Source organism: Escherichia sp. WS1368 (genome assembly GCF_046487485.1).
Taxonomy (GTDB): Bacteria; Pseudomonadota; Gammaproteobacteria; order Enterobacterales; family Enterobacteriaceae; genus Escherichia; species Escherichia coli.
This window is the reverse complement of sequence record NZ_JBJQJI010000001.1, coordinates 1,080,795-1,104,592: the sequence shown is the minus strand read 5'-3', so window position 1 is coordinate 1,104,592 and position 23,798 is coordinate 1,080,795. Positions and strand designations below refer to the sequence as shown.

Here is a 23,798-nt window from a genome sequence, read left to right as displayed (position 1 = left end):
AGGATCAGGATGCGGTTAAGATACCGCCAATCATCGCGCGTAATCCCTGAGCAAACGACGCTTCACGCGCCAGATCTTCCGCTTCGATATCGGCCAGTACACCGTAGGTCAGATCCAGCAGTAAACGTGAAGTCATTGCCGTGTTGATGTCTGGGCTTATCTCGCCTTTTTGCTGGGCATCACGCATCCGCTGGGCAACAAATTCCGTGATCGTCATATGCTTATTTTTAAGCATGGCGGCGACCTGTGGGTTACGCATCCCTTCCGCCATAATTTCGACCACCAGCGCCCGTTGTCCAAAGGCTTCATGGGTGAGAGAGACAATAGACTCGACCATATAGTCAACGAAATGAATCCCTTCAATCGGTTCCCGGAAACGGGCCAGCGCCCTCTCCTGGTCCTGTAAGATAATCGCCTGAATCAGGGCTTCTTTGGAGATGAAATGGTGATAGAGCGTCCCGGGACTAATGGCGCAAGATTTACAGATGGCTTTCATCGAGGCACTGTGAAATCCATTTTCTGAAAAAATCTCTCTGGCAGCATTGAGGATCCGGGTCCGTGTCGGTTGTGCTTCAGTCTGCATGTTATCCATCATAAAACCATTATAGTTAGCGTGAATAACTAGTTTACCGCGTTGTCAGGTGAGCGCCTATCATTGCTGTTGAATAGTGCGAAGGCACACTCTATTCGTATACTTTTCACTCGGAAATTGGTTAACCAATAGCCGTGATTTGGCTGCCAGTTATTTAGCTGAGACGTTGATGAGTTTATCCCGGTAAACAACACGCACGGTTGTTTACCGGTCCGTTAGTGTATTAATTGAGCTCCTGTACCCCACCACCGGAGACGGTGAGAATTTGTCCGCTTACCCAGCTGGCTGCAGGCGAGCAAAGGAACAGCGCCGCGTTAGCAATATCTTGCGGTTGGCCCAGACGTCTGATCGGCGTGTGCTGTAACATTTTTTGTTCAATTTCTGGTGTAATAACGGATTTCAGGGCATCGGTTAATATTGCCCCCGGCGCAATGCCATTCACCCGAATATTTTTTTCACCTAGGTCAAACGCCATGTTTCTGACCAGATGACTGGCCGCAGCTTTAGATGATGCATAGGAGGTCATGTTTATATTTTTATTTTCTGCCGCCATAGAAGTAATGGTCAGAATAACGCCACCGCCATTTTTTTCCATTTCTGGCGCAACAAGTTGTGACAGATGGAAAAAAGAAAATACATTCAGTTCATAAGCGCGGCGAAAATCTGCCATTGGCATATCAAACGGTTTAGGCCCACCGCCACCGGCGTTGTTAACCAGGATATCAACTTTACCCAGCTTACTGACGGCAAAGTCTGCCAGTGCAGAGAGTTCCTGTTCGGAAGTAATATCGCAGCGCCAGGCAAATGCCTGACCACCCAGTTGTTGAATTTCATCTACAACATGATTAGCTGCATCGGCGTTAATATCACTGACCACCACAGATGCGCCAGCTGTCGCGAATGTAATGGCAATTTCTTTACCAATACCTGCACCGGCACCTGTGATGATGGCACATTTTCCGTCGAGTCTCAGGTTGTCAGAATTAAACACATAAACCTCCTGTGAACTTCAGTAAAAATAAAAGGCACCGCCTGTGTGCCACATTTTTTATCATTAACCTTGAGGAAAGGACACTACCAGGTATAGCAGATAAAGAGAGGATTATTTCGGCGCAATGAGCCGGGCGGGAATAATAAGATTGCGTGAATGCGCCTCTTCATGAGTGATTTTTTGCATCATGCGATCCGCAAGTGTGGTACCAAGTTCCCGCGCTGGCGTGCTGGCCCAGGTAACGGGTATATCATCAAGTGTGGTTGGTGTCGCATCGGTAAATGCCGCCAGCGAAACCTGTTGCTCAAAGTAACGATCGACTCCGCTTTCCCCGCTTTGCCGCCCTGCTTTCAGCAAACCAAACCATGCCCCCATCGCAATAGTTTCGTTATAGCAAACCACGGCACTGATGGTCGGGTTATGACGTAAAAGCGCCGTGATAGCTTCCGCGGCTTGCTTCTGGCTGGAAGTGCACTCCAGCACCCAATCACTGTGAAACGGCAGGCCAAATTTTAGTAGAGTCGCACAATAGCCCCCCACCCGTTCTGCACGGGTTAATGAGGAACTTTGCCCTCCCAGCCAGGCGATCCGCTGATGCCCATTGCGAATGAGATGCTCCGTCAACAACTGTGCAGCCTGCATGTTGTCCGGGCGAACCGTATCAACATCATCAAGATAACTGGCACGGGAAGCGAAAATCACCGGGATAGCTTTTTCTTCTGCCATCCGTCGCAGGTCATCGCTGCTTCCTGCAGCCCCGGCAATTACCACACCATCGACCCCCTGATTCAGTAACAGTGAAAACCGTTGTGCCAGCTGCTCGCCGTCTTTACCGCCGTGAAGCAAAAACACCATCCGTCCCTGCGCTTCCAGAGCTTCCGTCAATCCGGCCGTCAATTCGGCGTAAAACGGCGCAGATAAATCACGGACGATCAAACCAATGACGCCGCTTTGCCCGCCGCGCAGCGCCGACGCCTGGCGATTGCGCACAAATCCCAGCTCTTCAATGGCGGCGTTAACGCGTTCTCCTGTGGCGGTAGAGATTCGCCCTTTGCCACTAAGCACCAGCGAAACGGTACTTACCGACACGCCCGCAGCCAGCGCAACATCATGAATGGTTATTTTTTTGGCGGTAGCCATGCAGATGACCTACTCCCTGATTATGTGACAGATAAAACGTTTTACCTTTTATTTATCTTATACCCGCTATTATCGTTGCGTAATGTGATTTATGCCTCACTAAAATTTGATAAAACGTTTTATCTTTTCGCGCAATTTACTGAATCCAGATTGTTCTCTACGAGGAGTCGTTTTATGACGGCGAAAACAGCACCGAAAGTCACGCTGTGGGAGTTCTTCCAGCAGTTAGGCAAAACCTTCATGTTACCCGTGGCATTATTGTCGTTCTGCGGCATTATGCTCGGCATTGGTAGTTCCCTTAGTAGCCACGATGTCATCACCCTAATCCCGGTCCTGGGCAACCCCGTGTTGCAGGCTATCTTTACCTGGATGAGTAAGATTGGCTCGTTTGCTTTTAGTTTCCTGCCAGTCATGTTCTGTATCGCCATCCCGCTGGGCCTGGCACGCGAAAACAAAGGCGTAGCGGCATTCGCTGGCTTCGTCGGTTATGCGGTAATGAACCTCGCGGTAAACTTCTGGTTAACCAATAAAGGCATTCTGCCAACCACAGACGCCGCCGTTCTGAAAACCAATAACATACAGAGCATTCTTGGGATCCAGTCGATCGATACCGGGATCCTCGGTGCGGTGATCGCCGGTATTATCGTCTGGATGCTGCATGAGCGATTCCATAATATCCGCCTGCCGGATGCGCTGGCATTCTTCGGCGGTACGCGCTTCGTACCAATCATCTCCTCGCTGGTGATGGGCCTTGTCGGTCTGGTGATTCCATTAGTCTGGCCGATTTTCGCCATGGGTATTAGCGGCCTGGGCCATATGATCAACAGTGCGGGTGATTTCGGACCGATGCTGTTTGGTACCGGTGAACGTCTGCTGTTGCCGTTTGGTCTGCATCACATTCTGGTGGCATTAATTCGCTTTACCGACGCAGGCGGCACGCAGGAAGTCTGCGGTCAAACCGTCAGCGGCGCACTGACCATCTTCCAGGCGCAATTGAGTTGCCCGACCACTCACGGTTTTTCTGAAAGCGCCACGCGTTTCCTTTCGCAAGGTAAAATGCCTGCGTTTCTCGGCGGTCTGCCAGGTGCAGCGTTAGCTATGTATCACTGCGCGCGCCCGGAAAATCGCCATAAAATTAAAGGTCTGCTGATTTCTGGCCTGATCGCCTGCGTCGTTGGCGGCACGACCGAACCGCTGGAATTCCTGTTCCTGTTCGTAGCGCCAGTTCTGTATGTCATCCACGCGCTGTTAACCGGCCTCGGCTTCACCGTCATGTCTGTGCTCGGCGTCACCATCGGTAATACCGACGGCAATATCATCGACTTCGTGGTGTTCGGTATTTTGCATGGTCTGTCAACCAAGTGGTACATGGTGCCAGTGGTGGCGGCAATCTGGTTTGTCGTTTACTACGTCATCTTCCGTTTCGCTATCACCCGCTTCAATCTGAAAACCCCGGGGCGCGATAGCGAAGTTGCCAGCTCAATCGAAAAAGCCGTTGCCGGTGTGCCGGGTAAATCAGGTTACAACGTTCCGGCAATCCTCGAAGCCTTAGGCGGTGCCGACAATATTGTCAGCCTCGATAACTGCATTACCCGTCTGCGTTTGTCTGTGAAAGATATGTCGCTTGTTAATGTGCAGGCACTGAAGGACAATCGGGCAATTGGCGTAGTACAACTTAATCAACATAACCTGCAGGTTGTTATCGGGCCACAAGTTCAGTCAGTAAAAGATGAAATGGCCGGTCTGATGCATACTGTCCAGGCATAAGGATAAGATATGTTCGATTTTTCAAAGGTCGTGGATCGTCATGGCACATGGTGTACGCAGTGGGATTATGTCGCTGACCGTTTCGGCACTGCTGACCTGTTACCGTTCACGATTTCAGACATGGATTTTGCCACTGCCCCCTGCATTATCGAGGCGCTGAATCAGCGCCTGATGCACGGCGTGTTTGGCTACAGCCGCTGGAAAAACGATGAGTTTCTCGCGGCTATTGCCCACTGGTTTTCCACCCAGCATTACACCGCAATTGATACGCAGTCGGTGGTGTATGGCCCTTCTGTTATCTATATGGTTTCAGAACTGATTCGTCAGTGGTCTGAAACAGGTGAAGGCGTGGTGATCCACACACCCGCCTATGACGCATTTTACAAGGCCATTGAAGGTAACCAGCGCACAGTAATGCCCGTCGCTTTAGAGAAGCGGGCTGACGGCTGGTTTTGCGATATGGGCAAGCTTGAAGCCGTGTTGGCGAAACCAGAATGTAAAATTATGCTCCTGTGTAGCCCACAGAATCCTACCGGGAAAGTGTGGACGTGCGATGAACTGGAGATCATGGCTGACCTGTGCGAGCGTCATGGTGTGCGGGTTATTTCCGATGAAATCCATATGGATATGGTTTGGGCCGAGCAGCCGCATATTCCCTGGAGTAATGTGGCGCGCGGAGACTGGGCATTGCTAACGTCGGGATCGAAAAGTTTCAATATTCCCGCCCTGACCGGTGCTTACGGGATTATAGAAAATAGCAGCAGCCGTGATGCCTATTTATCGGCACTGAAAGGACGTGATGGCCTTTCTTCCCCTTCAGTACTGGCGTTAACTGCCCATATCGCCGCCTATCAGCAAGGCGCGCCGTGGCTGGATGCCTTACGCGTCTATCTGAAAGATAACCTGACGTATATCGCAGATAAAATGAACGCCGCGTTCCCTGAACTCAACTGGCAGATCCCGCAATCCACTTATCTGGCCTGGATTGATCTACGTCCGTTGAATATTGACGACAACGCGTTGCAAAAAGCGCTTATCGAGCAAGAGAAGGTCGCGATCATGCCGGGGTATACCTACGGTGAAGAAGGTCGTGGTTTTGTCCGTCTCAATGCCGGGTGCCCGCGTTCGAAACTGGAAAAAGGTGTTGCTGGATTAATTAACGCCATCCGCGCTGTTCGTTAACCCCAATTGCGCAACGTAAAAAATCGTTGCGCAATCGTGGATTTTTACCCTGCTTTGTTTTTATAATGGTGCGCACTTTTATATCCAGAAAAAGAGTGCGACCATGATTGATACCACCCTGCCATTAACTGATATCCATCGCCACCTTGATGGCAACATTCGTCCCCAGACCATTCTTGAACTTGGCCGCCAGTATAATATCTCGCTTCCTGCACAATCCCTAGAAACACTGATTCCCCACGTTCAGGTCATTGCCAACGAACCCGATCTTGTGAGCTTTCTGACCAAACTTGACTGGGGCGTTAAAGTTCTCGCCTCTCTTGATGCCTGTCGCCGCGTGTCATTTGAAAACATTGAAGATGCAGCCCGTAACGGCCTGCACTATGTCGAGCTGCGTTTTTCACCGGGCTACATGGCAATGGCACATCAGCTGCCTGTAGCGGGTGTTGTCGAAGCGGTGATCGATGGCGTACGTGAGGGTTGCCGCACCTTTGGTGTACAGGCGAAGCTTATCGGCATTATGAGCCGGACCTTCGGTGAAGCCGCCTGTCAGCAAGAGCTGGAGGCCTTTTTAGCCCACCGAGACCAGATTACCGCACTTGATTTAGCCGGTGATGAACTTGGTTTCCCGGGAAGTCTGTTCCTTTCTCACTTCAACCGCGCGCGTGATGCGGGCTGGCATATTACCGTCCATGCAGGCGAAGCTGCCGGGCCGGAAAGCATCTGGCAGGCGATTCGTGAACTGGGGGCGGAACGTATTGGACATGGCGTAAAAGCCATTGAAGATCGGGCGCTGATGGATTTTCTCGCCGAGCAGCAAATTGGTATTGAATCCTGTCTGACCTCCAATATTCAGACCAGCACCGTGGCAGAGCTGGCGGCACATCCGCTGAAAACGTTCCTTGAGCATGGCATTCGTGCCAGCATTAACACTGACGATCCCGGCGTACAGGGAGTGGATATCATTCACGAATATACCGTTGCCGCGCCGGCTGCTGGGTTATCCCGCGAGCAAATCCGCCAGGCGCAGATTAATGGTCTGGAAATGGCTTTCCTCAGCGCAGAGGAAAAACGCGCACTGCGAGAAAAAGTCGCTGCGAAGTAACAAAAATGGATGGTGCTAATTGCACCATCCTCTTTTCACGCAAGGCACAGCGTCGCGCGATGTTTGGCGGATTCGATGCCCAGCTCAATCAACTCCATTACCTGGATTGCCTGACTTGCCGGAACCGGATTTTCACCATCGCCATTTAACGCATCACGAATAGCCGCATAGTAAGCCGGATAATTCCCTGGTACTGTCAACAGCGTTTCTTCGACACGTTCCTCACCTTCCACGCGGGTAAGTACGCCATCACGCATATCGTAGCCCCAGTCTTCCTGCGGCAGACGCTGGCCATTTTTCAGACGTTCTTCCTGTGGATCGAGGCCATATTTTACATAACTGCCTCGGGATCCATGCACGATATAACGTGCTGACTCAGCGGCTGCCAGCATGGTACCGTGTAAAATGACTCGCCGCTGCGGATAGGACAAGATGGCGTGGAAATAATCGGTCGACTGCGCTCCGGGCCGTAACTGTGCCAAATCTACCGTCATGCTGACCGGTAAACCAAATAGCGTAATGGCCTGATCAAGAAGGTGCGGTGCTAAATCGTACCAGATACCGCTGCCTGGGCCGCCCTGTTCACGCCAACGATCGCGCACCTGCGGACGGAAGCGGTCAAAATGAGACTCAAAGTAAGCAACTTCACCCAGTACGCCTTCCGCGAGCAAACCTTTTAGCGTCAGGAAATCGCTATCCCAGCGACGGTTATGGAATACAGACAGCACACGCCCCAGGCTTTTTGCCAGCGCTTCCAGCTCTCGCGCTTGTGACAGTGTCACGGTAAAGGGTTTATCAACGACCACATGTTTACCCGCCTCAAGCGCCGCTTTGGCTAACGGGAAATGGGTATCGTTGGGTGTAGGGATGACAATCAGGTCTATGTTGGGATCGTTAAACAGATGCTTCGGCTCAGAGACAACCGTAACCGTTGGCCAGTCGGCTTTTACTTTTGTTTCATCGCTGCTGGAGATTACCGCCAGTTCCAGCCCGGGCGTGCCCGCAATCAGGGGCGCATGGAAGGTTTTGCTCGCATAACCATACCCAATCAACCCAACACGGATGTTGTCGCTCATGTCATTGCCTCTCATTGAAGTATGATGGCTATTTGACACTATCCTTTACCCTCGCTCAACAGTTTAATAACCTGCCAGCAATAAGGGATGTTGTTTAACTTAAGTCAAAAAAATAGCGAATTTTCCAACGACAAAAGCTAAATATCGCAAAAACCTCAGTAAAAATCTTGCTGGAGCTATTATTGCTAAGTAACATTTACCCCCTGAAGTTAATGGATCAATCAACAGAGATGTGGGCTGTAATGAATCGTCTTATTGAATTAACAGGTTGGATCGTTCTTGTCGTTTCAGTCATTCTTCTTGGCGTGGCGAGTCACATTGACAACTATCAGCCACCTGAACAGAGTACTACGGTACAACACAAGTAAGCTCTGTGCTTGTAGAGCGACATGCTGCCCGTCCGGGTGCATGTTTTCACTTGTCGGATATTAAACCAGGAATTTATTATCTTGTTCGATGTTGTTGGTGATTGTCAGAGATAGTAAAGCGCGTTACTCTTTTCAGAGCAGTTTTTCATCCCTGAATATTTGCCATCAGCGCATTCTTATTATTGTAATAACACAAGCGTTCACTTTTGGTGAAATTTTATCATCACTAATAATACCTACCCCTTTGGTATTAATTATTTTATGGACCTTTTATGACTGTTCAGGACTACTTATTAAAATTTCGCAAAATCAGTTCACTCGAAAGTCTGGAAAAACTCTACGACCATCTTAATTACACCCTGACGGACGATCAGGAACTGATCAATATGTATCGTGCTGCCGATCACCGTCGCGCAGAGCTGGTTTCTGGCGGGCGTTTGTTTGACCTCGGCCAGGTACCGAAGTCCGTCTGGCACTATGTCCAATAAAGAAAGTAGCGATCGGTTATAAAAGCCTTATAATAACGCCCCTAAAATTAGATTTGCCTGTTTGCGTCGCTATTCTGGAGAACCTATGACCACCACAACGCCACAACGTATTGGAGGCTGGTTGCTTGGCCCATTGGCCTGGCTTTTAGTCGCTCTGTTAAGTACGACGCTGGCGTTGTTGCTGTATACCGCTGCGTTATCTTCTCCGCAAACATTTCAAACGCTCGGCGAACAAGCACTGACGACACAAATCTTATGGGGCGTTTCTTTTATTACCGCTATCGCCATGTGGTATTACACACTGTGGTTGACCATCGCTTTCTTTAAACGTCGGCGTTGTGTTCCTAAACACTATATTATCTGGCTGCTTATTTCCGTATTGCTGGCAGTAAAAGCGTTCGCTTTTTCACCCGTGGAAGATGGCATAGCCGTTCGCCAGTTACTGTTTACTTTGTTGGCAACCGCATTGATCGTCCCCTATTTTAAACGCTCGTCGCGGGTGAAAGCGACGTTTGTGAATCCGTAATAACCTTACAGTTAACCTGTTGTCGCCTGCTCTGGATTAACGGATAATAGGCGGCTTTTTTATTTCAGGCCGAAAAATGACTGACTACCTGTTACTGTTTGTCGGAACTGTACTGGTCAATAACTTTGTACTGGTCAAGTTTCTCGGTCTCTGTCCGTTTATGGGAGTTTCCAAAAAGCTGGAAACCGCGATGGGCATGGGGCTGGCAACAACGTTTGTGATGACGCTGGCGTCTATTTGCGCCTGGCTTATCGATACGTGGATTTTGATCCCGCTTAATCTGATTTACCTGCGCACCCTGGCGTTTATTCTGGTGATTGCTGTGGTTGTGCAGTTCACCGAGATGGTGGTGCGCAAAACCAGCCCGGTGCTTTACCGTCTGCTGGGGATTTTTTTGCCGCTTATCACCACCAACTGTGCAGTGCTCGGCGTGGCGTTGCTGAATATCAATCTCGGGCACAATTTCTTGCAGTCGGCGCTGTACGGTTTTTCCGCCGCTGTCGGTTTCTCGCTGGTGATGGTGCTCTTCGCCGCCATCCGCGAACGCCTTGCTGTGGCTGATGTCCCGGCACCTTTTCGCGGTAATGCCATTGCGTTAATTACCGCAGGTCTTATGTCTCTGGCCTTTATGGGCTTTAGTGGTTTGGTGAAGTTGTAATGAATGCTATCTGGATTGCCGTTGCCGCCGTGAGCCTGCTGGGCCTGGCGTTTGGCGCCATTCTGGGTTATGCCTCCCGCCGTTTTGCGGTGGAAGACGATCCGGTCGTTGAGAAAATTGACGAAATCTTACCGCAGAGCCAGTGTGGTCAGTGCGGTTATCCCGGCTGTCGCCCCTACGCGGAAGCCATCAGCTGTAACGGTGAAAAAATTAACCGCTGCGCCCCAGGTGGCGAAGCTGTGATGCTAAAAATTGCTGAGTTGCTTAATGTCGAGCCACAGCCGCTGGATGGCGAAGCGCAAGAGCTAACGCCTACGCGGATGGTGGCGGTTATTGATGAAAATAACTGTATTGGCTGCACTAAATGTATTCAGGCGTGTCCGGTAGACGCCATCGTTGGCGCTACCCGCGCCATGCATACGGTAATGAGTGATCTCTGTACGGGCTGCAATTTATGTGTTGATCCGTGCCCGACGCACTGCATCTCGTTGCAACCGGTTGCAGAAACACCTGACTCCTGGAAATGGGATCTGAACACCATTCCCGTGCGTATCATTCCCGTGGAACACCATGCTTAAGTTATTCTCTGCATTCAGAAAAAATAAAATCTGGGATTTCAACGGCGGCATCCATCCACCGGAGATGAAAACCCAGTCCAACGGTACGCCCCTGCGCCAGGTACCCCTGGCGCAGCGTTTTGTCATACCACTGAAACAACATATTGGCTCTGAAGGTGAGTTGTGCGTTAGCGTCGGCGATAAAGTACTGCGCGGCCAGCCGCTTACCCGTGGTCGCGGCAAAATGCTGCCAGTTCACGCGCCCACCTCGGGTACCGTTACGGCTATTGCGCCCCACTCTACGGCTCATCCTTCAGCTTTAGCTGAATTAAGCGTGATTATTGATGCTGATGGCGAAGACTGCTGGATCCCGCGCGACGGCTGGGACGATTATCGCTCTCGCAGTCGCGAAGAGTTAATCGAGCGCATTCATCAGTTTGGTGTTGCCGGGCTGGGTGGTGCGGGATTCCCGACAGGCGTTAAATTGCAGGGCGGCGGAGATAAGATTGAAACGTTGATTATCAACGCTGCTGAGTGCGAGCCGTACATTACCGCCGATGACCGTTTGATGCAGGATTGCGCGGCTCAGGTCGTAGAGGGTATTCGCATTCTTGCGCATATTCTGCAGCCACGCGAAATTCTTATCGGCATTGAAGATAACAAACCGCAGGCGATTTCCATGCTCCGCGCGGTGCTGGCGGACTCTCACGATATTTCTCTGCGGGTGATTCCAACTAAATATCCTTCTGGCGGTGCTAAACAATTAACCTACATTCTGACCGGGAAGCAGGTTCCACATGGCGGGCGTTCATCCGATATCGGCGTATTAATGCAAAACGTCGGCACTGCTTATGCAGTGAAACGTGCCGTTATTGATGGCGAGCCGATTACCGAGCGTGTCGTAACCCTGACTGGCGAAGCAATCGCTCGCCCGGGCAACGTCTGGGCACGGCTGGGGACGCCAGTGCGTCATTTATTGAATGACGCCGGATTCTGCCCCTCTGCCGATCAAATGGTGATTATGGGCGGCCCGCTAATGGGCTTTACCTTGCCATGGCTGGATGTCCCGGTCGTAAAGATTACCAACTGTCTGTTGGCTCCCTCTGCCAATGAGCTTGGCGAACCACAGGAAGAACAAAGCTGCATCCGGTGTAGCGCCTGTGCTGACGCCTGCCCTGCGGATCTTTTGCCGCAACAGTTGTACTGGTTCAGCAAAGGTCAGCAACACGATAAAGCTACCACGCATAACATTGCCGACTGCATTGAATGTGGGGCTTGCGCGTGGGTTTGCCCGAGCAATATTCCCCTGGTGCAATATTTCCGTCAGGAAAAAGCTGAAATTGCGGCTATTCATCAGGAAGAAAAGCGCGCCGCAGAAGCCAAAGCGCGTTTCGAAGCGCGCCAGGCTCGTCTGGAGCGCGAAAAAGCGGCTCGCCTTGAACGACATAAGAGCGCAGCCGTTCAACCTGCAGCCAAAGATAAAGATGCGATTGCTGCCGCTCTGGCGCGGGTGAAAGAGAAACAGGCCCAGGCTACACAGCCGATTGTGATTAAAGCGGGCGAACGCCCGGATAACAGTGCAATTATTGCAGTACGAGAAGCCCGTAAAGCGCAAGCCAGAGCGAAACAGGCAGAACTGCAGCAAACTAACGACGCAGCAACCGTTGCTGATCCACGTAAAACCGCAGTTGAAGCCGCTATCGCCCGCGCCAAAGCACGCAAGCTGGAGCAGCAACAGGCTAATGCGAAGCCAGAAGAACAGGTTGACCCGCGCAAAGCCGCCGTCGAAGCCGCTATCGCCCGCGCCAAAGCGCGCAAGCTGGAGCAGCAACAGGCTAATGCGGAGCCAGAAGAAAAGGTTGACCCGCGCAAAGCCGCCGTCGAAGCCGCTATTGCCCGTGCCAAAGCACGCAAGCTGGAACAGCAACAGGCTAATGCGGAACCAGAAGAACAGGTCGATCCGCGCAAAGCCGCCGTCGAAGCCGCTATTGCCCGCGCCAAAGCACGCAAGCTGGAACAGCAAAAGGCCAATGCGGAACCAGAAGAACAGGTTGATCCGCGCAAAGCGGCAGTTGCCGCGGCTATTGCCCGCGTTCAGGCCAAAAAAGCCGCCCAGCAAAAGGTTGTAAACGAGGACTAAATGGTATTCAGAATAGCTAGCTCCCCTTATACCCATAACCAGCGCCAGACATCGCGCATTATGCTGTTGGTGTTGCTCGCAGCCGTGCCAGGAATCGCAGCGCAACTGTGGTTTTTTGGTTGGGGTACTCTCGTTCAGATCCTGTTGGCGTCGGTCAGTGCTCTGTTAGCCGAAGCTCTCGTACTCAAACTACGCAAGCAGTCGGTAGCCGCAACGTTGAAAGATAACTCAGCATTGCTGACAGGCTTATTGCTGGCGGTAAGTATTCCCCCCCTCGCGCCATGGTGGATGGTCGTACTGGGTACGGTGTTTGCGGTGATCATCGCTAAACAGTTGTATGGCGGTCTGGGGCAAAACCCGTTTAATCCGGCAATGATTGGTTATGTGGTCTTACTGATCTCCTTCCCGGTGCAGATGACCAGCTGGTTACCGCCACATGAAATTGCGGTCAACATCCCTGGTTTTATCGACGCCATACAGGTTATTTTCAGCGGACATACCCCCAGTGGTGGTGATATGAACACGCTACGCTTAGGTATTGATGGCATTAGTCAGGCGACACCGTTGGATACATTTAAAACCTCTGTCCGTGCCGGTCATTCGGTTGAACAGATTATGCAATATCCGATCTACAGCGGTATTCTGGCGGGCGCTGGTTGGCAATGGGTAAATCTCGCCTGGCTGGCTGGCGGCGTGTGGTTGCTATGGCAGAAAGCGATTCGCTGGCATATTCCCCTCAGCTTCTTAGTAACGCTGGCGTTATGCGCAACGTTGGGCTGGTTGTTCTCACCAGAAACACTGGCATCACCCCAAATTCATCTGCTGTCTGGTGCGACTATGCTCGGCGCATTCTTTATTTTGACTGACCCGGTTACCGCTTCTACGACCAATCGTGGTCGTCTTATTTTCGGCGCGCTGGCGGGCTTATTAGTCTGGTTGATCCGCAGTTTCGGCGGCTATCCTGACGGCGTGGCTTTTGCCGTCCTGCTGGCGAACATCACGGTTCCTCTGATCGATTACTACACGCGTCCGCGCGTCTACGGCCATCGCAAAGGGTAAACCATGCTGAAAACTATCCGAAAACACGGCATTACGTTGGCACTATTTGCAGCGGGTTCTACAGGGTTAACTGCGGCCATCAACCAGATGACCAAAACGACGATTGCTGAACAGGCCAGTCTGCAACAAAAAGCGTTATTTGATCAGGTGCTGCCAGCCGAACGCTATAACAATGCGCTGGCACAGAGTTGCTATCTGGTAACTGCGCCAGAGTTAGGTAAAGGTGAGCATCGGGTTTACATCGCCAAACAGGATGACAAACCGGTAGCCGCCGTTCTGGAAACAACCGCGCCAGATGGCTATTCCGGTGCGATTCAGCTGCTGGTGGGAGCCGATTTTAACGGCACGGTACTTGGCACGCGCGTGACAGAGCACCACGAAACGCCAGGGCTTGGCGATAAAATCGAACTGCGCCTTTCTGACTGGATCACCCATTTTGCGGGTAAAAAAATCAGTGGTGCGGATGATGCGCACTGGGCGGTGAAGAAAGATGGTGGTGATTTCGACCAGTTCACCGGCGCGACGATTACTCCGCGCGCGGTGGTTAATGCGGTAAAACGCGCCGGATTGTACGCTCAGACGTTACCGTCACAACTTTCTCAACTTCCTGCCTGTGGAGAATAAAGCGTGAGCGAAATTAAAGACGTTATTGTTCAGGGGTTGTGGAAAAACAACTCTGCGCTGGTCCAGCTGCTCGGCCTCTGTCCGCTATTGGCGGTCACGTCCACTGCCACTAACGCTCTGGGTTTAGGACTTGCGACTACGCTGGTACTGACGCTGACCAACTTGACCATTTCGACGCTGCGTCACTGGACGCCAGCCGAGATCCGCATTCCCATTTACGTGATGATCATCGCCTCGGTGGTCAGCGCTGTACAGATGCTGATCAACGCCTACGCCTTTGGCCTGTATCAATCATTAGGGATTTTTATTCCGCTGATTGTCACTAACTGTATCGTTGTGGGCCGCGCTGAAGCCTTCGCCGCCAAAAAAGGTCCGGCGCTTTCGGCACTGGACGGCTTTTCAATTGGTATGGGCGCAACCTGCGCCATGTTCGTGCTGGGTTCACTACGCGAAATTATCGGCAATGGCACGTTGTTTGACGGTGCAGATGCGCTGTTAGGTAGCTGGGCAAAAGTATTACGCGTGGAAATTTTCCACACCGACTCCCCTTTCCTGCTGGCGATGCTGCCACCAGGTGCATTTATTGGCCTGGGACTGATGCTGGCAGGGAAATACCTGATTGATGAAAGAATGAAAAAGCGCCGTACTGAAGCAGCTGCCGAACGTGCATTGCCAAACGGTGAAACAGGGAATGTCTGATGAACAAAGCAAAACGCCTGGAGATCCTCACTCGCCTGCGTGAGAACAATCCTCATCCCACCACCGAGCTTAATTTCAGTTCGCCTTTTGAATTGCTGATTGCCGTACTGCTTTCCGCTCAGGCGACCGATGTCAGTGTTAATAAGGCGACGGCGAAACTCTACCCGGTGGCTAATACACCTGCAGCGATGCTTGAACTGGGCGTCGAAGGGGTGAAAACCTATATCAAAACCATTGGGCTTTATAACAGCAAAGCAGAAAATATCATCAGAACCTGCCGTATCTTACTGGAACAGCATAATGGCGAGGTTCCGGAAGATCGTGCTGCGCTTGAAGCCCTGCCTGGTGTAGGTCGTAAAACAGCCAACGTCGTATTAAACACTGCATTCGGCTGGCCGACTATTGCTGTCGACACGCACATTTTCCGCGTTTGTAATCGTACTCAATTTGCGCCGGGGAAAAACGTCGAACAGGTAGAAGAAAAGCTACTGAAAGTGGTTCCGGCAGAGTTTAAAGTCGACTGCCACCATTGGTTGATCCTGCACGGGCGTTATACCTGTATTGCCCGCAAGCCTCGCTGTGGCTCTTGTATTATTGAAGATCTTTGTGAATACAAAGAGAAAGTTGACATCTGAAGAAAAGGGGTAACACCGATTACCCCATTGATAACCTTTCTTTATCCTCTTTTAAAACATCTTTTTAACGTCAATGATGCCATTGCTTAGCGTTATCATCAGGTAATCCGTTTGTGGATAACCAAAAATGCAGGTTAATTGTTTTTTTAATAGCGAAATTTTCTATTCATTCGTGATCAAGATCACGATGCTGTGGCAATGTAAAAACATTGCAAGAACTAGGTTAAAATCATTTAAATTTACACACGCAACAAATATTGACCTACAAAACATTACACTGGCTATTTTTCAGAAACTGGACTATCTCACTAGGAAAAACGCTAAATAGCAGAACATATCGCCGTTAAGCCATCATCCCCCTCTCAGGGTAGTGAAAAAATCTGCCGTTACGTTTTTTGAAAAATTTAACGCTGGATAACATTTCCCGGAATGGTTGAATTCCCCGCCTCAGTTATATGTAACAGATTATTACAAAGGACTTGTCTGAAAGTGCAAGATAGTGAACATTACCTGCCGTTTCCCCTCCCACTATAACAATTGCGCGTATGTTTTTTAGGCATAACGCGAGAAAGCACCCCCGTTAATATGGGATGTAAAAAAAGAGGTAAAAGTGTCCACTGCAAACCAAAAACCAACTGAAAGCGTCAGTTTGAACGCTTTCAAACAACCGAAGGCGTTCTATCTCATCTTCTCGATTGAGTTATGGGAACGTTTTGGTTATTACGGCCTACAAGGAATTATGGCTGTTTACCTGGTTAAACAACTGGGTATGTCTGAAGCGGATTCAATCACCCTTTTCTCTTCCTTTAGTGCCCTGGTTTATGGTCTGGTCGCTATCGGCGGCTGGTTAGGTGACAAGGTACTGGGTACTAAACGCGTAATTATGCTTGGCGCTATTGTGCTGGCGATTGGTTATGCTCTGGTTGCCTGGTCTGGTCACGACGCCGGTATCGTTTATATGGGTATGGCGGCTATTGCGGTCGGTAACGGCCTGTTTAAAGCTAACCCGTCTTCTCTGCTTTCTACATGCTATGAGAAAAACGACCCGCGTCTGGACGGTGCATTCACCATGTACTACATGTCCGTCAACATCGGCTCTTTCTTCTCTATGATCGCCACCCCGTGGCTGGCCGCGAAATACGGCTGGAGTGTTGCGTTTGCGTTGAGCGTTGTAGGCCTGCTGATCACTATCGTTAACTTCGCCTTCTGCCAACGCTGGGTTAAACAGTACGGTTCAAAACCAGACTTCGAGCCTATCAACTACCGTAACCTGCTGCTGACCATTATTGGTGTTGTGGCACTGATCGCTATCGCCACCTGGCTGCTGCACAATCAGGAAGTTGCGCGTATGGCGCTGGGCGTTGTTGCCTTCGGTATTGTGGTTATCTTCGGTAAAGAAGCCTTCGCGATGAAAGGTGCTGCGCGTCGTAAAATGATCGTTGCCTTCATCCTGATGCTCGAAGCCATTATCTTCTTCGTGCTGTACAGCCAGATGCCAACGTCACTGAACTTCTTTGCGATTCGTAACGTTGAACACACCATTCTGGGCCTGGCCGTAGAACCTGAGCAGTATCAGGCACTGAACCCGTTCTGGATCATCATTGGTAGCCCGATTCTGGCCGCTATCTATAACAAGATGGGCGATACCCTGCCGATGCCAACTAAGTTTGCAATCGGTATGGTGATGTGTTCTGGTGCGTTCCTGATTCTGCCGCTGGGTGCAAAATTCGCGTCTGACGCAGGTATCGTGTCTGTAAGCTGGCTGGTCGCAAGCTATGGCCTGCAGAGTATCGGGGAACTTATGATCTCTGGTCTGGGTCTGGCAATGGTTGCACAACTCGTTCCGCAGCGTCTGATGGGCTTCATTATGGGTAGCTGGTTCCTGACCACTGCCGGTGCAAACCTGATTGGTGGTTATGTTGCGGGTATGATGGCTGTGCCGGATAACGTTACCGATCCGCTGATGTCACTGGAAGTCTATGGTCGCGTATTCTTGCAGATTGGTGTCGCTACTGCCGTTATTGCTGTACTGATGCTGCTGACCGCGCCGAAACTGCACCGCATGACGCAGGATGACGCTGCAGACAAAGCGGCGAAAGCTGCTGTAGCGTAAAATTCAGGGAAACTCTTTTACAAGCCGCTAACTTTTCGTTAGCGGCTTTTTTTTTGTTCAGCAACGCACTACCATACTTTAAACCACAGACAAAAGGAGTTACCGATGAAATTGTTCTACAAACCGGGCGCCTGCTCTCTCGCTTCCCATATCACCCTGCGTGAGAGCGGAAAGGATTTTACGCTCGTCAGTGTGGATTTAATGAAAAAACGTCTCGAAAACGGTGACGATTACTTTGCCGTTAACCCTAAGGGACAGGTACCTGCATTGCTGCTGGACGATGGTACTTTGCTGACGGAAGGCGTAGCGATTATGCAGTATCTTGCCGACAGCGTCCCCGACCGCCAGTTGCTGGCACCGGTAAACAGTATTTCCCGCTATAAAACCATCGAATGGCTGAATTACATCGCCACCGAGCTGCATAAAGGCTTCACACCTCTGTTTCGCCCTGATACACCGGAAGAGTACAAACCAACAGTTCGCGCGCAGCTGGAGAAGAAGCTGCAATATGTGAACGATGCTCTGAAGGATGAGCACTGGATCTGCGGGCAACGATTTACAATTGCTGATGCCTATCTGTTTACGGTTCTGCGCTGGGCATACGCGGTGAAACTGAATCTGGAAGGGTTAGAGCACATTGCGGCATTTATGCAACGTATGGCTGAACGTCCGGAAGTACAAGACGCGCTGTCAGCGGAAGGCTTAAAGTAATAGCCATCGGCCCACAGGTCGTTGTGGGCCGAAATGAGATATTTCAGAGCTTTGTTGCGCTGAAATAATGTTCTGGTTTGGCAATACGATCCTGAGCAGCAACCACTTGCAGCTCATATTCCTGCATTGCTTTGGTGGTCACCATGATTTCGTATACTGCAGCGGTCACATGTTCCAGGGCCTCCTGCAGCGTTGCCCCCTGAAGCAGTTTCACCAGCAGTAAACCGCTCGTCACATCACCAACACCTACCGGCTGGCGCATACCAAAATCCACCAGCGGACGGCTGATATGCCAGGCTTCATCGGCGGTAACCAGCAGCATTTCAAAACGGTCACGGCTGTAGCCAGCCCGCGCCAGGTGTTTAACCAACACAATTTGTGGCCCTTGCGCAATGAGTTTACGCGCTGCCAGAACCGCTTCTTCGACGTTATTTACCGGATGCTCACAGAGTATCTCCAGCTCAACCAGATTCGGCGCAATGATATCGCTGGCAGGCAAACCGTGCCGCACATGAAACTCTGCGACACCCGGTGCAACGATACAGCCTTTTTCCGGATGACCCATTACCGGATCGCAAAAATATTTCGCCTGCGGATTTGCTGCTTTCACCTGACGAACGATACCGAGAATATGTTCACCCTGCTCCGCCGAACCCAGATAGCCACTTAATACGGCATCACAGGTGTGTAATTTATCAATGGCGGCAATGCCTTGCACAATTTCGGTTAAATGGCTGGGCGGCATCACGCAGCCAGTCCATTTGCCGTATTGGGTGTGATTAGAAAATTGAACGGTGTTCAGCGGCCAGACGTTCGCGCCCAGGCGGCGCATCGGAAACTCTGCCGCACTGTTACCCGCATGACCATAAACAACGTGAGACTGGATAGCGAGAATATTTTTCATCATGTTCCCTGTATAAAAACCAGGGGGAGTGATTTCTCACTCCCCCTTTCCACTTAATGCATTATTTCCAGCAAATCAGACAGTAATTCTTTTTGCCGCGACGCAGTAAGGTAAAACGACCAAACAGACGATCTTCTTCTTTAAAGAAGTATTCAGGATCGGATTGTTTTTCACCGTTAATGGTGATGGCATTGGAGGCGATAGTTTTACGCGCCTGACCACGGGAAGGTTGCAGTTCAGAATCGACCAGCGCCTGCATCAGGTCTGCGCCTTTTTCCATCTCAACCATCGGTACGCCGTCCTGCGCCAGCTGTTCGAAGTCCGCTTCACTCAGCGCACTCAAGGAACCGCTGAACAGGCATTCGGTAATACGTTTTGCCGCCTGTAAACCTTCTTCACCGTGAACCAGACGAGTCACCTGCTCCGCCAGTACATACTGGGCGCGCGGTGCTTTACCGCTGTTTTTATCTTCTTCTTCCAGGGCGTTGATCTCTTCAATGCTCATAAAGGTGAAGAACTTCAGGAAGCGGTAAACGTCGGCATCCGCAGTGTTGATCCAGAACTGGTAGAATTTGTACGGGCTGGTTTTCTTCGGATCCAACCAGACTGCGCCGCCTTCAGTTTTACCAAATTTGGTGCCGTCTGCTTTGGTGATCAGCGGAACGGTCAGGCCAAACACCTGATTCTGATGCAGACGACGGGTCAGGTCGATACCAGAAGTGATGTTACCCCACTGGTCAGAACCACCAATTTGCAGCACCACACCGTACTGTTTGTTCAGACAGGCGAAGTCATAACCCTGCAACAGGTTGTAGGAAAACTCAGTGAACGAAATCCCCTGATCTTCACGGTTGAGACGCTGCTTAACCGCTTCTTTGTTGATCATCTGGTTAACGGAGAAGTGTTTGCCAATATCGCGCAGGAAGGTCAGCACATTCATATTGCCGAACCAGTCATAGTTGTTCGCCGCGATAGCAGAGTTTTCTCCACAGTCGAAATCGAGGAACGGGGCAACCTGCTTGCGGATTTTGTCCACCCATTCCTGAACAGTTTCTTCGGTGTTCAGCTTACGCTCAGCAGCTTTGAAGCTCGGGTCGCCAATCAGACCCGTCGCGCCGCCTACCAGCGCAACCGGCTTGTGGCCCGCCTGCTGGAAGCGTTTCAGGCATAACAATGGAACAAGATGCCCCAAATGCAAGCTGTCAGCGGTAGGATCGAAGCCGCAATAGAGCGCGATCGGGCCTTGCGCCAGTCGCTCTGCTAACGCTTCCTCGTCCGTCACCTGGGCTACCAGCCCCCGCTCTTGCAATTGTTTAATCAAGTTACTGCTTGCCATCAAAATCTCCATGTATATAACGACTGCACCTTTGCCGGTACACGACTTTTCGCCAGATGCGAAAGAGACATAGAATAAAGTGCCAGAATCAGGAGTACCAGCGATTAAAGCAAGATTTTTGCATCTTTTCAGGGGGCAAGACGATCAATCTTCCACGCATCATTTTCACGCTGGTACAAAAAGCGGTCATGCAGGCGATGCTCACCGCCCTGCCAGAACTCAATCTGTTCAAGGCTGACGCGAAAACCGCCCCAAAAACTCGGCAATGGCACTTCGCCCTGTTGAAACTTCTGCTTCAGCTCCAGGAATTTACTTTCAAGGATACCGCGGGCAGAAATGCGACTGGACTGCTTCGAAACCCATGCACCAATCTGGCTATCACGGGGACGACTATGAAAATATTTCATCACTTCGAGAGTCGAAAGTCGTTCCGCTTTACCGATCACCATCACCTGGCGCTCAAGGGTATGCCACGGGAACAGCAGGCTAACGCGCGGATTATTTTCGATTTGATGTGCTTTACGGCTGCCGAGGTTGGTGTAAAACACCATGCCTTTTTCGTCGTAATGTTTGAGTAAAACGATGCGCTGATAAGGCTGACCATGTTCATCCACGGTAGCGACCACCATCGCGGTAGGGTCCGCCAGTTTGGCTTCACACGCCTGAGAGAGCCAGCGTTCAAAAAGGGTTAATGGATCGGCGGGAAGATCGCGGCGGCGTAATCCGCCTTTGGTGTATTCACGGCGCAGATGCGCGATTTGCTGCAATTCGTCGTTATCAGACATGGTTTTCTTTACGGATTGTCAGTGGGTAACGCTATTGTGCGCCGCCCCTGGAAAAATCTCAACGCTGTGGATTTTGTAACTGACAGTTATTCAAGACGATGCGGTCGCGTTTATAGACAGTCGCTTCCTCGCCTTTCGACCAGAAAACATAGATCCCGTCGGTGTAACGTGCACCAGACGCAGAAATGCCCTGTTTGAGATGCAGTAGTTGATTATCGTAAACAAAACTGACTTCCTGGCGCGGATTATTCAGTTTGACCGTCAACGGTTTTTCATCACACTGGTATTCCAGCGTATCGGTTTGCATGCGCTCAACCAGTTGATTGAACGCGCTACAGCCGGTGAGAAGGACCGGCAAACAGATCAGTAACAGTTTTTTCATAGACATATCCCGAAGACTTTCCTGGTCTGGAGGGCAATACGCCCTCCCTAACGTTCCAAGTGTAACGGCAGACGCGGTAAGAAAAATTCAGTTAACTCTGATATCACGGGTTAGCGGGGAAAATAGCCCCGAGTACCGTCTCCTGGCTTGCGCCAGTGACGGAAGGCAGATTTCCTGGTAATCCCGCCAGCGTCCGCCAGGCAAGCCAGGCGAAAGCCAATGCTTCCATGTCATCGCCACTAATGCCAACGGCATCGGTGGTGGTGACTTCTGTGCCTGGCAGTAATGCCGCCAGACGCGCCATGAGTAGCGGATTACGACTTCCTCCACCACATACCATCAATCGTTCGCAGCCACCGCTCAACAAAACTTGTTCAGAAATGGTCACGGCGGTGAGTTCTGCCAGTGTCGCCTGTACATCTCGGGGATCAACACCCGGAAAATGGCGCAAATGGCGCTCCAGCCAGCCGTAGTTAAAGTATTCGCGTCCGGTACTTTTCGGTGCAGGTTGCGAGAAATACGGGTCGCTAAGCATATTTTGCAGCAGTGGGAGAATGACTTTACCCGCCCGTGCCCACTCGGCATCTTTATCGTAAGGTTTACCTGCCTGACGCCAGATCCAGGCATCCATCAGCATGTTACCAGGACCGGTATCGTAGCCCCCAACCGGCTGCCCAGGAATGAGCAGTGACAGATTTGCGATGCCGCCAATATTGAGCACCATTCGTCGCTCGGTTGGGTGAGCCAGCAGCGCATGATGGAACGCAGGTACCAGCGGTGCGCCTTGTCCTCCCAAGGCAATATCGCGACGGCGAAAATCACCGACAACCGTAATTCCGGTGCGTGCCACAATTTGATTGTTATCGCCAATCTGTAAAGTGTGTGGTGCCACGCCCGTCGGTTCATGCCAGACGGTTTGACCGTGACAGCCGATCGCAACGATATCTCTCGCCTGCAGGTTTTGTTCCTTAAGCAAGGCATTGACCGCATCAGCAAAAAGTCGCCCGAGTTGAGTATCAAGCTGTCCAAACTGCGAAAGTGTAAGCTGCTGGCCCTGGCAAATATCCAGTACAGCCTGTTTCAGAGACACCGGGATCGGCCAGCTCAAACTTGCCAGCTGTGCGACCCGGTGTTCATCAATTGTCGCCAACACAACATCAACACCATCAAGGCTGGTGCCTGACATAACGCCAATAAAGCGGCCCGATTTCATAGTTCATCCTTTTTCAATCTGACGTTTGCGCACCACTCAAACATAAACTTTTCGTGAATACTATGCGGAATGACCGATTTTTACCGTTGGTAGTAAAACATTATCTTCAAATCAATAATCATCATGAATATTTTGTTTATAATTGGTTGATCCTACTTTCATTATGATTTGCTCATATTTGGTAGAACATGTAACCATGGATTCACATATGCCATATACTTTGACCATGAGGGATGCTTGCGTGGCGTTTCATGGTGAACAGGAGATTTTTCAATGATTAAACGCGTATTGGTTGTTTCAATGGTAGGTCTGTCTCTTGTCGGTTGTGTTAATAACGACACCCTGTCAGGGGATGTTTATACCGCTTCTGAAGCGAAACAAGTACAGAATGTCAGCTATGGCACCATCGTTAACGTACGTCCGGTACAGATTCAGGGCGGTGATGATTCCAACGTTATCGGCGCAATTGGCGGTGCTGTTCTTGGTGGTTTCCTGGGGAATACTGTTGGTGGCGGAACCGGGCGTTCTCTGGCTACTGCAGCAGGTGCTGTTGCAGGTGGCGTAGCCGGTCAGGGCGTACAGAGTGCAATGAACAAAACGCAGGGTGTCGAGCTGGAAATTCGTAAAGACGATGGTAATACCATCATGGTGGTACAGAAACAAGGCAACACTCGTTTCTCTCCGGGCCAACGTGTCGTACTGGCCAGCAATGGCAGTCAGGTGACCGTTTCCCCGCGCTAAATAAGT

Annotated in this window: 25 protein-coding genes; 16 read left to right on the top strand and 9 right to left on the bottom strand. The window is 50.9% G+C overall.

Going from position 1 to position 23,798, the window contains the following annotated elements; all coding sequences use genetic code 11:
* Positions 1-4: 4 nt before the first annotated feature.
* The 3 genes from uidR to malI all read right to left on the bottom strand — a co-directional run bounded on the left by uidR (position 5) and on the right by malI (position 2,723).
* Positions 5-595 (bottom strand): DNA-binding transcriptional regulator UidR, encoded by a 591-nt coding sequence (uidR, locus tag ACJHYD_RS05405; protein ID WP_000969092.1) that lies wholly within the window; start codon positions 593-595, stop codon positions 5-7.
* A gap of 220 nt (positions 596-815) precedes the next feature.
* Positions 816-1,583: a 7-alpha-hydroxysteroid dehydrogenase gene (gene hdhA / locus ACJHYD_RS05400; RefSeq protein ID WP_000483371.1), complete on the bottom strand. Its 768-nt coding sequence runs from the start codon at positions 1,581-1,583 to the stop codon at positions 816-818.
* Between the two features lie 111 nt (positions 1,584-1,694).
* Positions 1,695-2,723: a mal regulon transcriptional regulator MalI gene (gene malI, locus ACJHYD_RS05395; protein ID WP_000179512.1), complete on the bottom strand. Its 1,029-nt coding sequence runs from the start codon at positions 2,721-2,723 to the stop codon at positions 1,695-1,697.
* 174 nt (positions 2,724-2,897) lie between these two features.
* Between malI and malX the strand changes: the two genes are divergently transcribed.
* From malX to add, 3 genes are all read left to right on the top strand, one after another.
* Positions 2,898-4,490, top strand: coding sequence for a PTS maltose transporter subunit IICB (gene malX, locus ACJHYD_RS05390; protein WP_001551154.1), 1,593 nt, complete (start codon positions 2,898-2,900; stop codon positions 4,488-4,490).
* A 9-nt stretch (positions 4,491-4,499) separates the two neighbouring features.
* Entirely contained in the window at positions 4,500-5,672 is a 1,173-nt protein-coding gene (gene malY, locus ACJHYD_RS05385; RefSeq protein WP_001551155.1) for a bifunctional maltose regulon transcriptional repressor/cystathionine beta-lyase MalY, read from the top strand.
* A gap of 103 nt (positions 5,673-5,775) precedes the next feature.
* Positions 5,776-6,777: an adenosine deaminase gene (gene add, locus ACJHYD_RS05380; RefSeq protein ID WP_001551156.1), complete on the top strand. Its 1,002-nt coding sequence runs from the start codon at positions 5,776-5,778 to the stop codon at positions 6,775-6,777.
* A gap of 35 nt (positions 6,778-6,812) precedes the next feature.
* On the opposite strand, the gene ACJHYD_RS05375 is transcribed toward add, so the two are convergent.
* A complete protein-coding gene (locus ACJHYD_RS05375) occupies positions 6,813-7,853 on the bottom strand; it encodes an oxidoreductase (protein ID WP_001551157.1) in 1,041 nt (346 codons plus the stop codon).
* Between the two features lie 242 nt (positions 7,854-8,095).
* Here ACJHYD_RS05375 and blr point away from each other — a divergent pair, with 242 nt between their 5' ends.
* The 12 genes from blr to gstA all read left to right on the top strand — a co-directional run bounded on the left by blr (position 8,096) and on the right by gstA (position 18,431).
* On the top strand, positions 8,096-8,221 hold the full coding sequence (gene blr / locus ACJHYD_RS05370) for a division septum protein Blr (RefSeq protein WP_001296096.1): 126 nt from the start codon (positions 8,096-8,098) through the stop codon (positions 8,219-8,221).
* Between the two features lie 272 nt (positions 8,222-8,493).
* Positions 8,494-8,709: a transcription modulator YdgT gene (gene ydgT / locus ACJHYD_RS05365; protein ID WP_000217950.1), complete on the top strand. Its 216-nt coding sequence runs from the start codon at positions 8,494-8,496 to the stop codon at positions 8,707-8,709.
* An 85-nt stretch (positions 8,710-8,794) separates the two neighbouring features.
* Entirely contained in the window at positions 8,795-9,235 is a 441-nt protein-coding gene (locus tag ACJHYD_RS05360; RefSeq protein WP_001306099.1) for a DUF2569 domain-containing protein, read from the top strand.
* Between the two features lie 76 nt (positions 9,236-9,311).
* Positions 9,312-9,893 carry an electron transport complex subunit RsxA gene (rsxA, locus tag ACJHYD_RS05355; protein ID WP_000133193.1) on the top strand — a complete coding sequence of 194 codons (582 nt, stop codon included), beginning with the start codon at positions 9,312-9,314 and terminating at the stop codon, positions 9,891-9,893.
* Positions 9,893-10,471 (top strand): electron transport complex subunit RsxB, encoded by a 579-nt coding sequence (gene rsxB, locus ACJHYD_RS05350; RefSeq protein ID WP_001551159.1) that lies wholly within the window; start codon positions 9,893-9,895, stop codon positions 10,469-10,471. Before rsxA ends, rsxB begins: the two co-directional genes overlap by 1 nt.
* A complete protein-coding gene (rsxC, locus tag ACJHYD_RS05345) occupies positions 10,464-12,590 on the top strand; it encodes an electron transport complex subunit RsxC (RefSeq protein WP_001551160.1) in 2,127 nt (708 codons plus the stop codon). Before rsxB ends, rsxC begins: the two co-directional genes overlap by 8 nt.
* Positions 12,591-13,649, top strand: a complete 1,059-nt coding sequence (gene rsxD, locus ACJHYD_RS05340) for an electron transport complex subunit RsxD (protein WP_001551161.1) — start codon at positions 12,591-12,593, stop codon at positions 13,647-13,649. It begins immediately after the preceding gene.
* A gap of 3 nt (positions 13,650-13,652) precedes the next feature.
* Positions 13,653-14,273 carry an electron transport complex subunit RsxG gene (gene rsxG, locus ACJHYD_RS05335; RefSeq protein WP_000920799.1) on the top strand — a complete coding sequence of 207 codons (621 nt, stop codon included), beginning with the start codon at positions 13,653-13,655 and terminating at the stop codon, positions 14,271-14,273.
* A gap of 3 nt (positions 14,274-14,276) precedes the next feature.
* Positions 14,277-14,972, top strand: coding sequence for an electron transport complex subunit RsxE (rsxE, locus tag ACJHYD_RS05330; protein ID WP_001289657.1), 696 nt, complete (start codon positions 14,277-14,279; stop codon positions 14,970-14,972).
* Entirely contained in the window at positions 14,972-15,607 is a 636-nt protein-coding gene (gene nth / locus ACJHYD_RS05325) for an endonuclease III (protein ID WP_001551162.1), read from the top strand. Before rsxE ends, nth begins: the two co-directional genes overlap by 1 nt.
* Positions 15,608-16,217: 610 nt before the next feature.
* On the top strand, positions 16,218-17,720 hold the full coding sequence (dtpA, locus tag ACJHYD_RS05320; protein WP_000100942.1) for a dipeptide/tripeptide permease DtpA: 1,503 nt from the start codon (positions 16,218-16,220) through the stop codon (positions 17,718-17,720).
* 105 nt (positions 17,721-17,825) lie between these two features.
* On the top strand, positions 17,826-18,431 hold the full coding sequence (gene gstA / locus ACJHYD_RS05315; protein WP_000765742.1) for a glutathione transferase GstA: 606 nt from the start codon (positions 17,826-17,828) through the stop codon (positions 18,429-18,431).
* Positions 18,432-18,474: 43 nt separating this feature from the next.
* Here gstA and pdxY read toward each other — a convergent pair whose 3' ends face one another.
* The 5 genes from pdxY to anmK all read right to left on the bottom strand — a co-directional run bounded on the left by pdxY (position 18,475) and on the right by anmK (position 23,051).
* Positions 18,475-19,335 carry a pyridoxal kinase PdxY gene (gene pdxY, locus ACJHYD_RS05310; RefSeq protein ID WP_001551163.1) on the bottom strand — a complete coding sequence of 287 codons (861 nt, stop codon included), beginning with the start codon at positions 19,333-19,335 and terminating at the stop codon, positions 18,475-18,477.
* A gap of 61 nt (positions 19,336-19,396) precedes the next feature.
* Positions 19,397-20,671 carry a tyrosine--tRNA ligase gene (gene tyrS, locus ACJHYD_RS05305; protein WP_001295400.1) on the bottom strand — a complete coding sequence of 425 codons (1,275 nt, stop codon included), beginning with the start codon at positions 20,669-20,671 and terminating at the stop codon, positions 19,397-19,399.
* 128 nt (positions 20,672-20,799) lie between these two features.
* Positions 20,800-21,456, bottom strand: a complete 657-nt coding sequence (pdxH, locus tag ACJHYD_RS05300) for a pyridoxamine 5'-phosphate oxidase (protein WP_001282319.1) — start codon at positions 21,454-21,456, stop codon at positions 20,800-20,802.
* A gap of 58 nt (positions 21,457-21,514) precedes the next feature.
* Positions 21,515-21,844, bottom strand: coding sequence for a C-type lysozyme inhibitor (mliC, locus tag ACJHYD_RS05295; RefSeq protein ID WP_000061974.1), 330 nt, complete (start codon positions 21,842-21,844; stop codon positions 21,515-21,517).
* Positions 21,845-21,941: 97 nt separating this feature from the next.
* Positions 21,942-23,051, bottom strand: coding sequence for an anhydro-N-acetylmuramic acid kinase (anmK, locus tag ACJHYD_RS05290; RefSeq protein ID WP_000835077.1), 1,110 nt, complete (start codon positions 23,049-23,051; stop codon positions 21,942-21,944).
* A gap of 273 nt (positions 23,052-23,324) precedes the next feature.
* On the opposite strand from anmK, the gene slyB reads away from it, so the two are divergent.
* Complete coding sequence (slyB, locus tag ACJHYD_RS05285) at positions 23,325-23,792, top strand: outer membrane lipoprotein SlyB (RefSeq protein WP_000597196.1); 468 nt, start codon at positions 23,325-23,327, stop codon at positions 23,790-23,792.
* The last annotated feature ends 6 nt before the right edge of the window (positions 23,793-23,798 follow it).

What these genes read in the sequence shown, in the direction of transcription:
- uidR (WP_000969092.1), bottom strand. Translation starts at nt 595, where the DNA reads ATGATGGATAACATGCAGACTGAAGCACAACCGACACGGACCCGGATC.
- malI (WP_000179512.1), bottom strand. Translation starts at nt 2,723, where the DNA reads ATGGCTACCGCCAAAAAAATAACCATTCATGATGTTGCGCTGGCTGCG.
- malX (WP_001551154.1), top strand. Translation starts at nt 2,898, where the DNA reads ATGACGGCGAAAACAGCACCGAAAGTCACGCTGTGGGAGTTCTTCCAG.
- malY (WP_001551155.1), top strand. Translation starts at nt 4,500, where the DNA reads ATGTTCGATTTTTCAAAGGTCGTGGATCGTCATGGCACATGGTGTACG.
- add (WP_001551156.1), top strand. Translation starts at nt 5,776, where the DNA reads ATGATTGATACCACCCTGCCATTAACTGATATCCATCGCCACCTTGAT.
- ACJHYD_RS05375 (WP_001551157.1), bottom strand. Translation starts at nt 7,853, where the DNA reads ATGAGCGACAACATCCGTGTTGGGTTGATTGGGTATGGTTATGCGAGC.
- blr (WP_001296096.1), top strand. Translation starts at nt 8,096, where the DNA reads ATGAATCGTCTTATTGAATTAACAGGTTGGATCGTTCTTGTCGTTTCA.
- ydgT (WP_000217950.1), top strand. Translation starts at nt 8,494, where the DNA reads ATGACTGTTCAGGACTACTTATTAAAATTTCGCAAAATCAGTTCACTC.
- ACJHYD_RS05360 (WP_001306099.1), top strand. Translation starts at nt 8,795, where the DNA reads ATGACCACCACAACGCCACAACGTATTGGAGGCTGGTTGCTTGGCCCA.
- rsxA (WP_000133193.1), top strand. Translation starts at nt 9,312, where the DNA reads ATGACTGACTACCTGTTACTGTTTGTCGGAACTGTACTGGTCAATAAC.
- rsxB (WP_001551159.1), top strand. Translation starts at nt 9,893, where the DNA reads ATGAATGCTATCTGGATTGCCGTTGCCGCCGTGAGCCTGCTGGGCCTG.
- rsxC (WP_001551160.1), top strand. Translation starts at nt 10,464, where the DNA reads ATGCTTAAGTTATTCTCTGCATTCAGAAAAAATAAAATCTGGGATTTC.
- rsxD (WP_001551161.1), top strand. Translation starts at nt 12,591, where the DNA reads ATGGTATTCAGAATAGCTAGCTCCCCTTATACCCATAACCAGCGCCAG.
- rsxG (WP_000920799.1), top strand. Translation starts at nt 13,653, where the DNA reads ATGCTGAAAACTATCCGAAAACACGGCATTACGTTGGCACTATTTGCA.
- nth (WP_001551162.1), top strand. Translation starts at nt 14,972, where the DNA reads ATGAACAAAGCAAAACGCCTGGAGATCCTCACTCGCCTGCGTGAGAAC.
- gstA (WP_000765742.1), top strand. Translation starts at nt 17,826, where the DNA reads ATGAAATTGTTCTACAAACCGGGCGCCTGCTCTCTCGCTTCCCATATC.
- pdxY (WP_001551163.1), bottom strand. Translation starts at nt 19,335, where the DNA reads ATGAAAAATATTCTCGCTATCCAGTCTCACGTTGTTTATGGTCATGCG.
- tyrS (WP_001295400.1), bottom strand. Translation starts at nt 20,671, where the DNA reads ATGGCAAGCAGTAACTTGATTAAACAATTGCAAGAGCGGGGGCTGGTA.
- pdxH (WP_001282319.1), bottom strand. Translation starts at nt 21,456, where the DNA reads ATGTCTGATAACGACGAATTGCAGCAAATCGCGCATCTGCGCCGTGAA.
- mliC (WP_000061974.1), bottom strand. Translation starts at nt 21,844, where the DNA reads ATGTCTATGAAAAAACTGTTACTGATCTGTTTGCCGGTCCTTCTCACC.
- anmK (WP_000835077.1), bottom strand. Translation starts at nt 23,051, where the DNA reads ATGAAATCGGGCCGCTTTATTGGCGTTATGTCAGGCACCAGCCTTGAT.
- slyB (WP_000597196.1), top strand. Translation starts at nt 23,325, where the DNA reads ATGATTAAACGCGTATTGGTTGTTTCAATGGTAGGTCTGTCTCTTGTC.